This window comes from Sulfitobacter sp. SH24, assembly GCF_965641895.1.
In the GTDB taxonomy this organism is placed as follows: domain Bacteria; phylum Pseudomonadota; class Alphaproteobacteria; order Rhodobacterales; family Rhodobacteraceae; genus Sulfitobacter; species Sulfitobacter dubius.
This window is the reverse complement of record NZ_CBFFKK010000001.1, coordinates 198,726-213,538: the sequence shown is the minus strand read 5'-3', so window position 1 is coordinate 213,538 and position 14,813 is coordinate 198,726. Positions and strand designations below refer to the sequence as shown.

Here is a 14,813-nt window from a genome sequence, read left to right as displayed (position 1 = left end):
AGAGGCTCAAGCCTCCCAAACATTTTGCTCAGCATATTCCAAATAGCGAGCGAGCACGTTTACGGATTTCCACCCACCCGCCCGCATAATGGCTGCGGTATCGAAACCTTTGCGCAGAAGGTCCTGCGCGGCACCGACCCGCATCGAGTGACCGCTGAACGCACGGACGTCCTCCGCGGCGTAGCCGGCTTGTTTTGCTGCGGTTTTGACCACCGTTTTGACGGTGGTATCGCTAAGGCTGCGGTCTACCGGGCGTTCTTGATAAATCGGGCAAAAGAGCCACTGAGTACTCGCGCCGCGCCAGTCCTGCCAATCTAAGACGCGCTGCGCCGTATCAACCGAGGTAAAGGCGACACGGCCTTGTCCTTCTTGGTCGGCTTTGCTGCGGCGGATTAGAACCCGCAAGGTGCCATCGCCCCGCAACGTGATATCCTCATCGCGCAGTGCAACCAGTTCTGATCTGCGGGTCATTAGTTCATAGCCTAGAGACAACATGGCGGTGTTGCGCATTCCCCAGGGGGTCTTGGGTTGAACAGCAAGAAAACGTTCTAGGTGCGCAGCTGTCAATCCGCGGGCCTGCTGCGGGCGGACAGGTTTCGCGCGTCGCACACGACGGTAGGCGAGATTGATCGCTTCGTCATATGTAGGATCCGCGAGACCCAACAACCGGTGGATTTTGCGGATAGCATATAGGCGGCGCCTTACCGTCGAGGGTGCCATAAGCTTGCCTTCGGCTTCCAAGAAGGCGCAGACCTGCTCCACGCTCGCTGGAAAGGGGTCAAGCCGCTCTTCGGCACACCAATTAACATAGGCTTGAACATCGCAATGATATGCGCGCATCGTTGCATCAGAATATGCCCCATCAAGAGTCTCTCATGCTTTACTCCAATCCAACATGCTCGATCTCCAATAAGATTCGCTTAGTTATGATAAAAATTAAATCATAACTAAGGCTATGTCAATTACAGGTCAGCAAATACGAACAGCGCGCGCCGCGCTGAATTGGTCGGTTAAGGACCTTTCCGATGCAACGGGTGTCGGTACCGCAACGATCGTGCGCTATGAATTGGCAGAAGCTGCCGTGCCGAAATCGCGCAAGAGCAACCTTGAGATACTGCGCACCTGTTTCGAGGCTGCCGGGATCGAATTCATCGGTGCTCCCGATGACGCGCCCGGCTTACGGTTCCATCCTCTAAATCCCTGAACTTATCCTGAATAATTCAGGGTCAGATTTCTGAGTTGTTCGCAAAAAGGGTTGCGAGCGCCTGTATCTATATCTAGTGTGTGAAACACATACCGTGCGCATGATGTGCTAGGTTCGATTTCCGCTCAGCGGAGGTGATGTGCATGATGCCAGTCCCTCCGTTCTTTGCAGGGACGTACCGATGCGCATTTTTGGTTTTCCAATATCAATTTTCGGCTTCATCGCACCTACGCGTGCGCCGCCTTGCGTCATGATTTGGCCCTTTGCCCATCGGCAAAGGCGACATTCGAGAAAATCTATCCCTTCGCAAGGACCCCAACGATGACCAAGAACCCCAAAAAGCCCGTTGCCGCGCAACAGAAGCGCCTCCCCGTCGCTCTTGGAGGAAGTCGCGCAAATCATGAAAGGATTGAAAGCGTGGTGCAAGACACCCTTCAGGCCCGCAGCGCGTTGGAGCGCCGCCGTGCCAGCGAAATCGCTATCCTGGAAATGGAGTTGGAGCAGCATCGCCGATTGCGCGATACGCGCCTCATGGCAGCTGTTCGCGATCTCGCAGCTGGCTATTTCACGACCGGCCGGTTTGTAATTCGACCAGATGTTGAACAAAGGCACATGAAGCTCGCACGAGACCTGGTGGGGCAAGAGCCAACGCGCCAGCTCGCAGCGGAAGAAAAACTACAGGCCGCGGGCGCGACGTTGGATGAGATTTATGCGCGGGCCTATCAAACTCTCGCAGAAAAGCTGAGCCATCACGAAAAGCGTATCGAAAGCTTGGAAAAGCGTCGCCGGGAACTCACGGATGATTATGACGCCCTCCGGGTCATTGCCCCACGGATGCGGTCCAATGGATAAGCGTGACCAAGACCGAGCTGCGCCTGCGGACCCTTCACAGAATGCTCGAAAGCACGGGTTGACTGCGCCCGTGCCGACCCAGCACACACTCACGATCTACCGCGAGATCCTCAACAATCCCGAACAATGTGCGGCAAGCTACGTCACATACGAAGTAAACCGGTTGGCATGGGAGTTCGCGGAAGCCGAGGCCCTGGTCGAGCGCGCCAGCACGGCTGAACGGGAGCATCTTTTCGGCAGTGCGCGGGCAGACGCTGTTACGATTGACGATTTCCGAAAGATGGTGCTGGACGTCCCAGCCATGCGGGAAATCGTCCTTTCGCAAACGGTGGACGTCGCTGCTGCGGTCGCTGCAGCGCAGGAGGCGGCATATTGGAAGGCCTATTGGAAAAAGGCAGACCTCTTGAAGCGCTATCGTCGCGAGGCTGAGACCAGAAGAAGGAAAGCGCAGGCGGCCTATACCAAGGCGCTTGTCGCGGACGATCCCTGCCCACCAAGCTAGCTAAGCCGTTCGCCTTCAGGCGGCGGAGGACTCGCTGGATTTGCCGTCACAGACCAGCCGCTGCTTTTGGACGGCACGCTATTTGACAGTTATGGAACAACTACTCTCGGGGCGAAGACGATCTTCGCCCCGAGAGCGCGCCTTTACTTGCACGAACCGTCGGCATGAACTTGTCACGCGCTTCTGCTGGAAAGTGATCTTCACGAATTACGCGAGCGTAATGCAGTTTTTTGCGATCGCACGCTTAAAATAAATGCATTCCAAATGTTTCGCCCTCTGTTGCGGTGAGGGCGGGGGTTCCCACCGGTAGCGCGGGCTGAGCGGAGCCTTCGCATTGCGAAGCGAGGCGCGCGCGGGCCGCTTGACGGTTGCATGTTTTCTATCAAAGCTCTGGCCGCTGAATGGGCGATGTGCTGCGGAAGACGGATGCCCTTCTCTGGTTTCTTGACCGCGCTTTCTCTAACCCAGTTCTATAAGGCCGTGCTCTCCCAGCGGGTATCTTACCCCTCTACTTCGCCTGCGAAGAACAATTTCCCGAAACGGACCTTCATCCACCCTTAGGTAGTGAATGGAGGCTTCGGTGGTAGCTTCAGGGCCGAAAGGGCAGGGCGCTGGCCAATGGATAGGTGCGGCAATGCGCAGAACTAATCTAGGCAAGCACACCTCTCCATACGCGGCAGTTTGCTGACCTGCTGGTGAAAAGCATTCACATCTTACGGCGCACGAGTATCCAGGCTATTTTGACACTGCGCCTCGCCACTGGGGCCTCTCAAGTAATCTGACCATAAGGCTAAACCCTGAAGAAAAAGCCGGGCTAAAAGCCTGGGCCGCGGTGAGGGGCGCAAGCACGACCGAGTACATCAAAGCCATCGTCGCTACTGATATGGCAGTGGGAAATGCACATGAGCGCGCTGCCGCTTGGTTTCGCGAAAATGAAGCGGCCATTGCCGAAGAAGCAGAGCGGGTCGAAACGAGCGGTGTCCCGGGGCTCCATTTGGCCTTGAACCACTCGTGGCCTGATGCAGAAGTTTGACGTTTTTGAGATCGCTGACGATCTTCGCCTCGTTGTGTAAGCGGAGCAGAACACGGTCCTCCTTGCCGTTCGCTTCTGTGTTTCGCTATAGCTGCCGACCCTTTGGTCCTATTCCCGAAACGGCCTTGTGCTCGCCCAGAGGTTGCATGGGTTAGGCATTCCCGGCATATCTTAGCTGCGGTGTGTTGAAGCTTTCCGGGTGGCAGGGTGCTCCGTGTGCGGCTCAATCACGCTTGCAAGATTCATCGCCGGCAAAGTTCCGATAACGCGCACCATCAGCAGCGGGCGGGCCGCTCCGCCTAACAAAATTCAGAGATGGGCCGCGGAAAACGCTGCTTTCAGCAATCCGCCGGGGCATTCGCGCCAATATGGAGGCGATCCCAATCCCATTGCATTACACACCAATCATGTGTATTTAATATGTGACATAGGAGAACGTCATGCAGACGACAGCCGAAAAGCAGCGCACCAATATCACCCTAACGGCAGAGAACCTCACGGCCGCGCGGGAGTTGGGCCTGAACGTCTCTGCGATCAGCGATGCTGCTGTCGGAGAAGCGGTGCGTGCAGCACGGGCCGCGGCTTGGGCGTCAGACAATGCGGCGGCGATTTCAGAGCGGCGTGCTTGGATTGAGACCAATGGGATGCCGCTGGCGGACGTACAGGTGTTGCGACTCGGCTGATGGCGCAGTTCCACGTCTACCAAGTATCTGGCGGTCGGCTTGTGCTCGACCTTCAGACGGATTTCATCGACATCGGCTCCCGTGTGGTCGCACCTTTGATCCCGATTGCAGGCGGGCCAGGGGTTATAGGACGCCTCGAGCCAGTGTTCGAGATTAACGGCGATGCCTATGCCCTGCACACTGCCGAGATGGCGGCGATCCCCTCTGAGTTGCTCAAAGGTCCTCCCATCGCCGATCTTTCCACATCGGACTATGAGATCCGCGGAGCGCTCGACATGGTCTTTTCGGGGTTCTGAGCAGGCCGATCTGACCAGCCTTCGCCTCCGCGCGCGGTCGGGTCCGGTTACGCTAAGAACCCAGCAATCCGCCGCGCAATCTCGCCTCGATCATAATCCAGCGTTGCCACATGGTAAGACCGCTCCAGCCAAGACAGCCGTATCTCACTTGACTCCACTGAGGTCGCGATCCGCAGCGCGTTTTGTGGGTCGACGACATTGTCGCATCGCGACTGCATAATCTGGATCGGCTGCCGTATCAGCGGCAGCAAGGCGCCGGTCGCATTCGTCAGCAGGAAGCGTTCCTTGAGTGTATCACGTGGAATCCGATCATAGCAGATTTCGGTCCTCCCGGGTTCGGCGATGTCGGAGCCGATGCCGGCGATGAACGCTGGCCCGTCTGCCTCGTAAAGCGGCGCCACAACTTCGGGGCGGTAGAGGCCTGTTGAGCCGTTGATGCTGACCACACCTTGTATCTTATCGGGCATTCTGGCGGCGAGGTTGAGCGATAGCGTCGCGCCCAAGGAAAGCCCGCCGACGATCACTCCCGAGCAGCGTGTCGAGAGAGTGGCGAGGGCGGTATCAGCAGAAGCGACCCAATCCGCTTGACCGGTTTTTGCTAGGGCGGCGGGGGTTTCGCCATGTCCCGCAAGCCGTGGGCAATATACCGTCGCGCCGCTGATCTCATGTACTTTTTCCGCGACTTCGCGCACGCTCTGCGGCGTGCTGGTGAAGCCGTGGAAAAAGAGAAATCCGGTGTCGCTGCCTTCGAGAAGAAAAGGCTGCGCTTCAGGCAGGTCGAAGGGGGCGATGGGGGTCTGTTTCATAGGCGCATAAGATCGCGCTATCCCCGCGTTACGCAAATAGACTTGTGGTATCGTGCGATAACCGAACGCGATCAACCAAGCGGGGGGAAGTGGTTGCGGAACTGACGCAGCAGCCCGGTATCTGCCTTGATGCTCCATGCCATCGAGATCGTCGCCTCTGCATCCAGCCCTGCTATCGGCACCAGTTCCAGGGCTGCGGGCAGGCTCTCGGCCATGCTCATGGGGAAAAGCGTGACGCCGCGGCGTTCGGCCACGCGCTGTAAGATCACCTGCACGTCCCAAGCCTCATCCACCACCACGGGGGTAAGACCCGCGCGATTGCATGCGCTGTCGAGCAGCGCGCGCCATGAGCGCCAGTTTTCCCGCAGCCCCATGACGAAGGGTATCTCAGCCAGATCATCCACCTGCGCGGGGGCTTCGCCTGCGGGGACGACCACACCGATGCGCGAACTCCAGACGGGCATCTGGTCAATCCCCGGGGTGCCAACGGTGGGATGAGACAGCAGAAAGCCAAGGTCGATCGCGCCGGATTTTAGGTTTTTCAGCATGTTATCCGTGGACATGACATGCATCTCGACTTGCACGCCGGGAACGCTGCGGTGGAACGCATCCAGCGCTTCCGAGATTTGCCGTGAGGTAGCGAGGGCGGAATAGCCCACGATGATATGCCCACGGGCCCCGGCAGCATTCTGGCGTGAGGCACGGATTGTCCGCTCGAACTGCGCGACCGTCTGGCGCGCATCGTCGAGGAAAACGACACCCTCTGGCGTGGGGATCACGCGCGGTCCGCTGCGATCGAATATCCGAAACCCCAAATCCACCTCAGTGTCTTTCACGGCTTTCGAAATGGCCGGCTGCGCGATATTGAGCATCTCGGCTGCGGCGCGGAAGCCTTGGGCATCAGCCACGGCCAAAGCGTATCGCAGATGTCGGAGGTCGAGCCTTGTGGGTTTCGTGCCGTCGGTCATCAATGCTTCCGTGTTGATCGCGATCCGTTATCACTCGATCAACCATCGCTATTTGTCAACTGACCCTTCAGCGGTGAGGTTGAATCGGAATTACGGGCCCGGTTCCCGTCTTGGTATGGGGAGGAGGCCCGATGCTGACGCTGTTCAACAGATTATGCTCTTGGCTGATGTTTATCGGCGGCTTTGGCGTCATCGCGATGATGCTGAACATCGTGGCCGACGTCGTTGCTAAACTGGTGTGGAACGCGCCGATCCAAGGCACGGTCGAGATGTCGTCCTACTACTATATGGTCGCGCTGGTCATGTTGCCGATGGCCTTTGTCGAGATGCAGGACCAGCAAATCTCGGTCGATCTGTTGTTCAATCACTTCCCCGCATGGCTTCAGAAACTCGCGCTGCTTTTTAGCTGCCTCGCCGCTGCCGCCATCTTGGCCGTAATGACATGGCGCACCGGGCTGGACGCCATGCGCGCCCTGCGTGTGGGCGAAGTCGTGATGGGCGGGCGTGAGGTCATCGTCTGGCCTTCGCGTATGGTTCTGCCGCTTGGCTTCGGCCTTGCCAGTCTGGCCGCGTTGCTGCGGGGTCTGCTGGTGCTGCGCGGCCAGCCTGTCACCCAGTCCGACCTCGATGGGGGCATGTCATGAGTAATCTCGTTATCGGCTGGATCGGTGTGGGCACGCTGTTCGGGCTGCTGGCCTTTCGGATGTCCATCGGGACGGCTCTTATGGCGGTGTCCTTCGTCGGCATCACCGTGATGTTCAATCTACAAGCCGCGTTTGGCATCGTCAGCGCCATGCCCTTCAACTTGATTGGAGACTGGTCGCTGACGGCAATCCCGATGTTCCTCTTCATGGGGTTCATCGCCGCCAATACCGGACTCACCGCGGGTGCGTTTGACCTTTTGCGTGTGTTGCTGGCGCGGGTGCCTGGCGGCCTGGCTTCGGCCAGTGTCGGCGCTTGCGGGCTTTTCGCGGCCGCTTCCGGCTCTTCCATCGCGACCACCGCCGCCATGTCGAAGATCGCCGTGCCGGAGATGCTGAAGGCGAAATATCACCCTTCGCTGGCCACCGGTGTCGTCGCGGCTTCAGGCACGCTTGGCTCCCTCATCCCGCCGTCGATCCTCATGGTGCTCTACGGCATTTTCACCGAGCAATCGATCGGCCAGCTCTTCATCGCGGGCGTCATTCCCGGTGTACTCTCAGCTTTCGTATATATGGCGATGATCACCGTGCGCGCCACGGTCACGCCCCAGCTGGCCCCGCCCGTGGTCGAACGGATCGACCGGGCGCAAGTGCTGGGCCTGCTATGGTCTGTTTGGCCATTTCCTGTGCTGGTGCTCGGCGTCTTAGGCGGCATTTTTGGCGGTTTCTTCACCCCGACTGAGGCCGGCGCCGTGGGGGCGTTCCTTGCCGCTACGGTTGCATTGCTGCGCCGCTCGCTGACCCGCAAAGCGCTGGCCGAGGCGATCCGCCAGACGACGCTCGCGACCTCTTCGATCTTTTTCCTTTCCATCGGCGCGGTGATGTTCACCCGCTTCATGGGGCTGTCGGGCGTACCGCGCGCCCTGACGGATATGATGCTGTCGGTGTCGGACAATCAGATCGTGATCATTCTGATGATTGCCGCGCTTTTCGTCATCTTGGGCATGGTGATCGACTCCATCGGTCTCATTCTGCTGACGCTACCGATCCTGCTACCAGTGCTCGAGGCCGCAGACATCAACCTCATTTGGTTCGGCATCATCTGCATCAAGCTTTTGGAGATCGGGTTGGTGACACCGCCGGTCGGCCTGAACCTCTATGTCCTGCACAGCGCACTCTCGGGCGAGGTAAAGCTGCGCGACATTATCTCGGGCACAACGTGGTTCATCGCCATGGACATCGTGACGCTTTTTATCCTGATCGCCTTTCCCGCGATCAGCCTGTTCCTGCCCTCGCTCATGGCGCAGTAACGCTTTTTTAACCGGAGGAGACGACAACATGAAACTTAACACATCCATACTGGCCCTCGCGGTCTGTGGCCTCGGCACTGCGGCCGCATCCCAGAACGCGAACCACTTCTTTGCGGAACGCCATTCGATGGTGCGCGGTCCTTACGTGGAATTTGCCGAACGTGTGGCCGAAGAAACCAATGGCGAGGTGAATTTCACCGTCTTCGCTGGCGGCTCCTTGCTGCCGCCTGCGGCTTCACTGCAAGGCGTGCGCGATGGCGTGGCGCAGGTGACCTATCACGCGGGCACCTACACGCCGTCCGAACTGCCGGTCGCGAACCTGATCGGCAACTTCGCCTTTTACAACACCGACCCGATGGTCATGGCCTTCGCCTCGACCGAGTTTGGCCTCACCAACGAAGCCGCCTTGGCCGAGTGGAAAGAGAATGGCGTGGTCTTCGGCGGCGGCTACTCGACCTCTGAATACTATATGATGTGCAACACCCCCGTCGCCACCTATGAGGATATCCAAGGTAAACGCCTGCGCATGGCCGGGGGCGCCTGGTCGCGTTTTGCCGAACATGTGGGCGCCGTGCCCGTGTCGATCCCCTCAAGCGAGATGTACACCGGCCTCGATACAGGCTCGCTCGACTGCGCCGTGGCGGCAGCCGATGCGCTCGATTCCTTCTCGCTTTCCGATGTAGTGACCCATCTGAACATGCTGGCCGTCGGCAACTACTACGCCGGTTTCGAGTGGGGCTATAACCCGACGTTCTGGCAGGGGCTGTCGCAAGAATCGCGCGACGTTTTGTTTGACCAAATGGCCTATTATTTGGCGCAGCACCGAGTTGAGTTCGACAAGGACGTCGACAAAGCGGTCTCTGCTGCGAAAGAAGGCGGTATGGAAGTTTTCGAGCCCGATCAGGCCCTTAAGGACGCGCTGGCGGAATTCGTCAAAGCGGACGAGGCTGTACTGATCGAAAACGCCAAAAGCCGCGGGATCGAGAACCCCGAGGCGCTGCTGGAAGACTATAAGCGCATCGTGGACCGCTGGGCCGAACTGCTGGCCGATGTGGATCACACCGATACCGACGCGCTCGCGGCTCTGGCAAAAAGCGAGATCTATGACAAGCTAGACCGTGCAAACTACGGCATGAACTAAGCTTTAGAACGCAGAAGGGGAGGGGCGCTTCAATGGCGCCCCTTAGCCCGCCCGCATTGGCAACCAGCGCCCCCGCGGCGCTTCGGTGACCAGCGCACGATCCCTCACCAATAGCTCACCCCGAGACAGCACATGGCGCGGCATGCCTTTGACGGTTGTGCCCTCAAAGGGGTTGTACCCGGTGTTGTCATGCAGATCATCGGCGCCGTAGGTATAAGACGCCTCCGGGTCCCAGATCGCCAGATCGGCATCGAAGCCTTCGGCAATCGCGCCTTTGCCATCCAGACCAAAGGCCCGCGCAGGCGCGGTGGCGGTCACTTTGGCGAATGCTTCGACATCCATGCGGCCCTCGCTCACCATCGCGCTGAACATCAGCGGCAAGCGCGTCTCCAGACCCGGCATCCCATTGGCGATTTGATTGAAGGGCGCGTTCTCCCCATGGGCGAACTTACCGCTGGCGTCCATCCGATAGGGCGCATGGTCTGAGGTAATGAGCTCAATCGTGCCATCGGCCATCGCCTCCCAAAGAGCGGCCTGATCATCGGTCCCGCGTTGCGGAGGGGAGCACATAAAGCGGGCCGGATTCTCGCTGTCCAGAATATCCTCGGTCATGAAAAGGTAGTGCGGACAGGTCTCGGCCTGCACCTTCACCCCACGCGCGCGGGCCTGCCGGATGATCTCAGCCCCTTCGCGGGTCGAGACGTGAAAGATCATCACCCGTGCCCCGGTGAATTCGGCAAAACGGCACATCCGGTCGATCGCCTCGATCTCTGCCTCGCGTGGGTGGGAGGCGGCGTGGTATTTCGGGGCGGTCTTGCCCTCGGCCAGCAGCTTTTCGGTCATATGACCGATCAGCCCGTCATTCTCGGCGTGAAAACAGACGAGCGCGCCCGCATCCCGCGCCAGGGCAAGGATATCGAGAATAGATTTGTCGTCCTGACGAACCTTCGCGTATGTGGTGAAAATCTTGATCGAACGGTGCCCTTCGGCAATCAATGCCGGGATGTCCTCGGCCAGATTGCCATTGCCCGTGTCGGCGACGATCATGTGAAATGCGTGATCGATGATCGCGCCCTTCTTGGCAAGCGCGGCATAGTTCCCCACGACCTTCCGCATCTTCTGGCCAGCGTGCTGCGCGGCGAATGAAACGGTGGTCGTGGTCCCGCCCATCGCGGCAGAGCGTGTGGCGGTGCGGAACGTATCGGCATTCATCAACCCTGCGCCGGACATCTGTTCGATATGGCAATGGGTATCCACACCACCGGGCAATACCAAGAGGCCCCGTGCGTCGATCTCTGTCGGGGCAGCGGATGTGATAGCGCTGCTCAACTCACTGATTTTACCATCCGCGATGGCGATGTCCTGAACCGCAACGCCTAAAGGTGTTACAACGGTTCCGCCACGAATGACGGTGTCAATCTGTTTGCTTTGCATGGCAACCTCGACGATATGCAGTATCTAGGGTGATGAAAATAATCATACCATGCGTATACTAAATGGTATACCGATAAAAGATGTATCGCGGCGGAGGCGGGCTCTTGGCCCTGAGTGGAGGTAACATGACCGATAAAATAGAAACGCTCGGGGATGCCACCTTCAAACGGCTGAAGGCGATGATCTTGGACGGCACGCTTGAGCCGGGCACGCGGCTGAGCGAAAAGAAGTTCGCCGACCATTTGGGCGTATCGCGCACACCGGTGCGAGAGGCAATCGGTCAGCTGGTCAGCGAAGGCCTTGCCAAGCGCAGTTCGGGTAGCGCGCCGGTGGTCTCAAGCGTGTCCTTGAACGAGATCATGGAGATCCTCCATGTCCGTAGCTTGCTGGAATGTGAGGCGGCACGCAAAGCTGCATCTTCGGGCAAGCAAACCGCAGAGCTAAGCGATATTCGCAATAAAATGCAGGGGTTTATAGATGGCCCGCGCCCTACAGCGGCAGAGCATTCGGCTCTGGATATGCGGCTGCATTTCATCCTTGCCGAGATGGCAGGCTCCAATCTTTTGCTTGAGTTGATCGAAAGCCTTAAGGTCAAAACCGGTATGTATGATCAAGGTTCGATCCCCGATCGTCTGGTACCGGGTTGCGAGGAACATATCGCTTTGATCGACGCGGTCATCGCCGGGGAGCCGGAAGCTGCCAGCGCTGCAATGAAGCTGCATCTCAGCAATGTTCGAGAATCGATCATTTCGCACATTTATCACCCATTCTGATCCTCCGTGGGGCAGCGTCGACGTAAAGGTGGTTGACTCAGCATTCCAGGTGTATACCGTGCGAATACCAATCAGGAACGCAGTGGGGATTCCATGCAGGTGCAACGACCCGAGGGCGGTATCGTTCTCGCGATCACATTTCAGTATTACCGCGATTTGTCGACGGCGATGCGCTTCTATGAGGACGTGCTGGGTCTGACCCTCGCCATCGATCAGGGCTGGTCCAAGATCTACCGGATTGAGGGTCAGGCCCATGTCGGTCTCGTGGACGAGGCCCGGGGTATGCAGAAATGGCAGGAGAAGAAGACTGTTCAACTTTGCCTGCGCGTGCCGGATGTCGACGCTTGGTATGCATGGGCTGAGGCCAACAAGGTCGCCGGGCTAACCAAGATGTTCGACAGTGATGAGCTGGGCATCCGCGCCTTCGCTATGAACGACCCCGAGGGCTATCAGATCGAGGTGCAGACTGCCCGCCCGGGCCACTGACGCCGATCCGTCACCATAATGAATGAGGGCCCGCCAAGTGGCCCCGTCACCCATCCAACAGTGGAGAAGCTACCCATGAAATATCTCAGTGAAACCGCGCTGCGTGCTAGTGCCCTCGGTCTGGTCTTGATGGCCACGACGGCGGGCGCGGCATTGGCCGAGAAGTCGGTCACCATTGGCCTTACCGCGGACCCAAGCCACCTCTACCCGCTGGCGGGCGAGGAGTTGTCGTCTAACATCATGTACTACCACCTCTACGATCCGCTGGTGAAGCGCAGCGCCGATTTGTCCTTCGGCCCCGGCCTTGCGGAAAGCTGGGAGAATGTCGACGACACCACATGGCGCTTCAAGCTGCGCGAAGGTGTAAAATTCCACAATGGCAACGATTTCACTGCGGAAGACGTCGTTTACACGATCGAGAAGACGCGTGAGTCGATCCGCCCAGACCTCGTGGCGAACATTGCCTCGATCACTGCCGTCGATGACCACACGGTCGAGATCAAGACGCCCAAACCCTATGCGGTACTGCCTAACGATCTGGCCGAATTGCTGATCCTCGACAGTGAATACACCGAAGCTACTGGCGACGAGAAGATGGACCTCGAGCCGATGGGCACCGGTCCTTACAAGCTGGAGAGCTGGATCAAGGAAGAGAAACTGACCCTTTCGGCCAATGACGACTACTGGGCCGGCGAGCCCAAGATCGACACTGTCACCTTCCGCCCGATCACCAATCCCGCGACACGCACCGCGGCACTGCTGACCGGGGAGGTGGACGTGATCCAGGACCTCGCGGTGCGTGACGTGGACCGGGTAAAACGCGAAGAGGGTTTTGAGGTCGTCACCCGCCCGAGCCTGCTGAACGTCGTGCTGGCGATGGACACTCGCGAGAAATCCCCGACCATCGAGGGCGACAACCCGATGACCGACCGCCGCGTGCGCGAGGCCATCGCGCGGGCCATCGACACCGATGCGATCAACAAGATCGTCATGAACGGTCTGGCCACGCCGAGCGACCAGTATGTCCCCGAAAGCCACATCGGCTATGCCGACGGCATGAGCTTCCGCGAGATGTACCCGGTGGACATCGAGAAGGCGAAAGAGCTGATGGCCGAGGCGGGCTATCCGGACGGCTTCACCATGACGCTCGACGCCACCAACAACCGCTACGTCAACGACGCGCAGATCGCGCAGGCGCTGGCCTCGATGCTGGCCAAGATCAACATCGACCTGCAGCTGAACATCATGCCCAAGTCGAACTTCTGGGGCTACATCCGCGTGCCCACGGAGAACTCCAGCTTCATCATGTCGGGCTGGGATGTGCCGGCGGGCGATGCGGGCTCCATGTATGGCGCGCTGTTCTACACCCGCGACAAAAAGGAAGGCTACGGGCAGGTCAACCGCGGTTCCTATTCCAACCCCCAACTCGACGCGCTGGTCGACAAGGCCGACGCCACCCCCAGCATCGAGGAGCGTGACCAGTACCTGCAGGAAGCCTCCAAGCTCTTGTTGAACGACATCCCGATGATCCCCGTGCATTACGAGCAGGACATCTACGCCAAGCGTGACGGCGTGATGCTCGAGCCGCGCGTGGATAAGTTCATCTGGGCCTATGACATGGACGTGGCCGAGTAAGCCGCAGCCTGCGACCCCGGCGGTTTGCGCTGCCGGGGTCTTTCTTCTCCTTGCCGAAAGACTGTAGCCGCCGATGTTCGGATATCTGCTCAAACGTCTGATCCAGATGACGCTTGTCCTCTGGATCGTCTCCGTGATCGTCTTTTTGATGATGAGTTTCACTGGCGATCCGGTGTTCATGGTCGTGCCGATCGACGCCACCGATGCCGAGATCGCGCAGGCGCGTCGGATCCTCGGACTCGATCAGTCGCTGCTGGTGCAATATGGCCGCTTCATCACGAGCCTCGTGCAGGGCGATTTCGGCAATTCCTACGTTTTCCGCCAGCCCGCGATGACGTTGATCTTGGAGCGTCTGCCCGCCACCGTTGAGATGGTGTTGGTCGCCATGGCGCTGGCGCTCGCGGTGGCCATCCCGCTTGGCGTCTACGCCGGGGCCAATCCCAACAGCCGCATCAGCCGCACGATCATGGCAGGCTCCCTTCTGGGCATCTCGTTGCCCGGTTTTTGGGTCGGCATGGTGCTGATCTTCCTCTTCGCTGTGCATTGGGGGATCTTCCCCTCTTCGGGCCGGGGCGACACGGCCGAGCTTTTCGGGCTCCGCATTAGCCTGCTGACCGCCGACGGCTGGCATCACATCATTCTCCCGGCGGTGACGCTCTCGCTCGCCACCATGGCGATCCTTTTGCGTATGACCCGCGCGGGGATGATGGAAGTGGGGCGGCAGGACTTCATGAAGTTCGCCCGCGCTAAGGGTGTGACGCGCCGCGACGTGCTCTACAAACACGGGCTGAAGAACGCGCTCATTCCGGTCATCACCATCTTCGGCCTGCAACTGGGCGATCTCATTGCATTCGCCACGATCACCGAGACGATCTTTTCATGGCCCGGCATGGGCAAGCTGCTGATAGACAGCATCTACCGCGCCGACCGCCCGGTGATCGTCGTCTACCTGATGCTGGTGGCGTTGATCTTCGTGGTGATCAATTTCCTCGTCGACATCGTCTACACGCTGATCGACCCGCGTATCACGTTGAAATGAGGGCGGCGAC

General features: G+C 59.0%; 16 protein-coding genes and 1 pseudogene. 12 read left to right on the top strand and 5 right to left on the bottom strand.

Annotated elements, in window-relative coordinates; translation table 11 throughout:
* Window positions 1–6: 6 nt before the first annotated feature.
* Window positions 7–609, bottom strand: a complete 603-nt coding sequence (locus tag ACSQ16_RS00905) for a tyrosine-type recombinase/integrase (RefSeq protein WP_435988443.1) — start codon at window positions 607–609, stop codon at window positions 7–9.
* Between the two features lie 63 nt (window positions 610–672).
* Window positions 673–852, bottom strand: a pseudogene (locus ACSQ16_RS00900) (hypothetical protein); the annotation flags it as partial.
* Window positions 853–955: 103 nt separating this feature from the next.
* Between ACSQ16_RS00900 and ACSQ16_RS00895 the strand changes: the two are divergent.
* From ACSQ16_RS00895 to ACSQ16_RS00875, 5 genes are all read left to right on the top strand, one after another.
* On the top strand, window positions 956–1,204 hold the full coding sequence (locus tag ACSQ16_RS00895) for a helix-turn-helix domain-containing protein (protein WP_067261281.1): 249 nt from the start codon (window positions 956–958) through the stop codon (window positions 1,202–1,204).
* A 321-nt stretch (window positions 1,205–1,525) separates the two neighbouring features.
* The gene (locus ACSQ16_RS00890) at window positions 1,526–2,056 is read left to right on the top strand and encodes a hypothetical protein (RefSeq protein ID WP_435988410.1); all 531 of its coding nucleotides are present in this window, start codon (window positions 1,526–1,528) and stop codon (window positions 2,054–2,056) included.
* Complete coding sequence (locus tag ACSQ16_RS00885; protein WP_435988409.1) at window positions 2,049–2,558, top strand: hypothetical protein; 510 nt, start codon at window positions 2,049–2,051, stop codon at window positions 2,556–2,558. The genes ACSQ16_RS00890 and ACSQ16_RS00885 overlap by 8 nt, the downstream gene beginning before the upstream one ends.
* A gap of 1,473 nt (window positions 2,559–4,031) precedes the next feature.
* Window positions 4,032–4,274: a type II toxin-antitoxin system CcdA family antitoxin gene (locus tag ACSQ16_RS00880; protein ID WP_349581341.1), complete on the top strand. Its 243-nt coding sequence runs from the start codon at window positions 4,032–4,034 to the stop codon at window positions 4,272–4,274.
* Window positions 4,274–4,570, top strand: coding sequence for a CcdB family protein (locus ACSQ16_RS00875; RefSeq protein ID WP_435988408.1), 297 nt, complete (start codon window positions 4,274–4,276; stop codon window positions 4,568–4,570). Before ACSQ16_RS00880 ends, ACSQ16_RS00875 begins: the two co-directional genes overlap by 1 nt.
* Before the next feature lie 47 nt (window positions 4,571–4,617).
* Here the strand turns inward: ACSQ16_RS00875 and ACSQ16_RS00870 are convergent, their stop codons facing one another.
* Together ACSQ16_RS00870 and ACSQ16_RS00865 are read right to left on the bottom strand one after the other, a co-directional pair.
* Complete coding sequence (locus ACSQ16_RS00870; RefSeq protein ID WP_435988407.1) at window positions 4,618–5,376, bottom strand: alpha/beta hydrolase; 759 nt, start codon at window positions 5,374–5,376, stop codon at window positions 4,618–4,620.
* A gap of 71 nt (window positions 5,377–5,447) precedes the next feature.
* Window positions 5,448–6,344: a LysR family transcriptional regulator gene (locus ACSQ16_RS00865; RefSeq protein WP_435988406.1), complete on the bottom strand. Its 897-nt coding sequence runs from the start codon at window positions 6,342–6,344 to the stop codon at window positions 5,448–5,450.
* Window positions 6,345–6,475: 131 nt separating this feature from the next.
* Here ACSQ16_RS00865 and ACSQ16_RS00860 point away from each other — a divergent pair, with 131 nt between their 5' ends.
* Genes ACSQ16_RS00860 through ACSQ16_RS00850 form a run of 3 tightly spaced genes read left to right on the top strand, consistent with a single transcriptional unit; the run spans window position 6,476 to window position 9,436 of the window.
* Window positions 6,476–6,988, top strand: coding sequence for a TRAP transporter small permease subunit (locus ACSQ16_RS00860; RefSeq protein ID WP_209219519.1), 513 nt, complete (start codon window positions 6,476–6,478; stop codon window positions 6,986–6,988).
* On the top strand, window positions 6,985–8,295 hold the full coding sequence (locus tag ACSQ16_RS00855; protein ID WP_394393805.1) for a TRAP transporter large permease: 1,311 nt from the start codon (window positions 6,985–6,987) through the stop codon (window positions 8,293–8,295). Before ACSQ16_RS00860 ends, ACSQ16_RS00855 begins: the two co-directional genes overlap by 4 nt.
* 28 nt (window positions 8,296–8,323) lie before the next feature.
* The gene (locus ACSQ16_RS00850; protein ID WP_435988405.1) at window positions 8,324–9,436 is read left to right on the top strand and encodes a C4-dicarboxylate TRAP transporter substrate-binding protein; all 1,113 of its coding nucleotides are present in this window, start codon (window positions 8,324–8,326) and stop codon (window positions 9,434–9,436) included.
* Between the two features lie 42 nt (window positions 9,437–9,478).
* Here ACSQ16_RS00850 and hydA read toward each other — a convergent pair whose 3' ends face one another.
* A complete protein-coding gene (gene hydA / locus ACSQ16_RS00845) occupies window positions 9,479–10,870 on the bottom strand; it encodes a dihydropyrimidinase (protein ID WP_435988404.1) in 1,392 nt (463 codons plus the stop codon).
* A 125-nt stretch (window positions 10,871–10,995) separates the two neighbouring features.
* On the opposite strand from hydA, the gene ACSQ16_RS00840 reads away from it, so the two are divergent.
* The 4 genes from ACSQ16_RS00840 to ACSQ16_RS00825 all read left to right on the top strand — a co-directional run bounded on the left by ACSQ16_RS00840 (window position 10,996) and on the right by ACSQ16_RS00825 (window position 14,803).
* Window positions 10,996–11,643, top strand: a complete 648-nt coding sequence (locus ACSQ16_RS00840; RefSeq protein ID WP_435988403.1) for a GntR family transcriptional regulator — start codon at window positions 10,996–10,998, stop codon at window positions 11,641–11,643.
* A gap of 93 nt (window positions 11,644–11,736) precedes the next feature.
* Window positions 11,737–12,129 (top strand): VOC family protein, encoded by a 393-nt coding sequence (locus ACSQ16_RS00835; protein ID WP_435988402.1) that lies wholly within the window; start codon window positions 11,737–11,739, stop codon window positions 12,127–12,129.
* 75 nt (window positions 12,130–12,204) lie between these two features.
* Window positions 12,205–13,764: an ABC transporter substrate-binding protein gene (locus ACSQ16_RS00830; RefSeq protein ID WP_435988401.1), complete on the top strand. Its 1,560-nt coding sequence runs from the start codon at window positions 12,205–12,207 to the stop codon at window positions 13,762–13,764.
* A 73-nt stretch (window positions 13,765–13,837) separates the two neighbouring features.
* The gene (locus ACSQ16_RS00825) at window positions 13,838–14,803 is read left to right on the top strand and encodes an ABC transporter permease (protein WP_435988400.1); all 966 of its coding nucleotides are present in this window, start codon (window positions 13,838–13,840) and stop codon (window positions 14,801–14,803) included.
* Window positions 14,804–14,813: the final 10 nt, after the last annotated feature.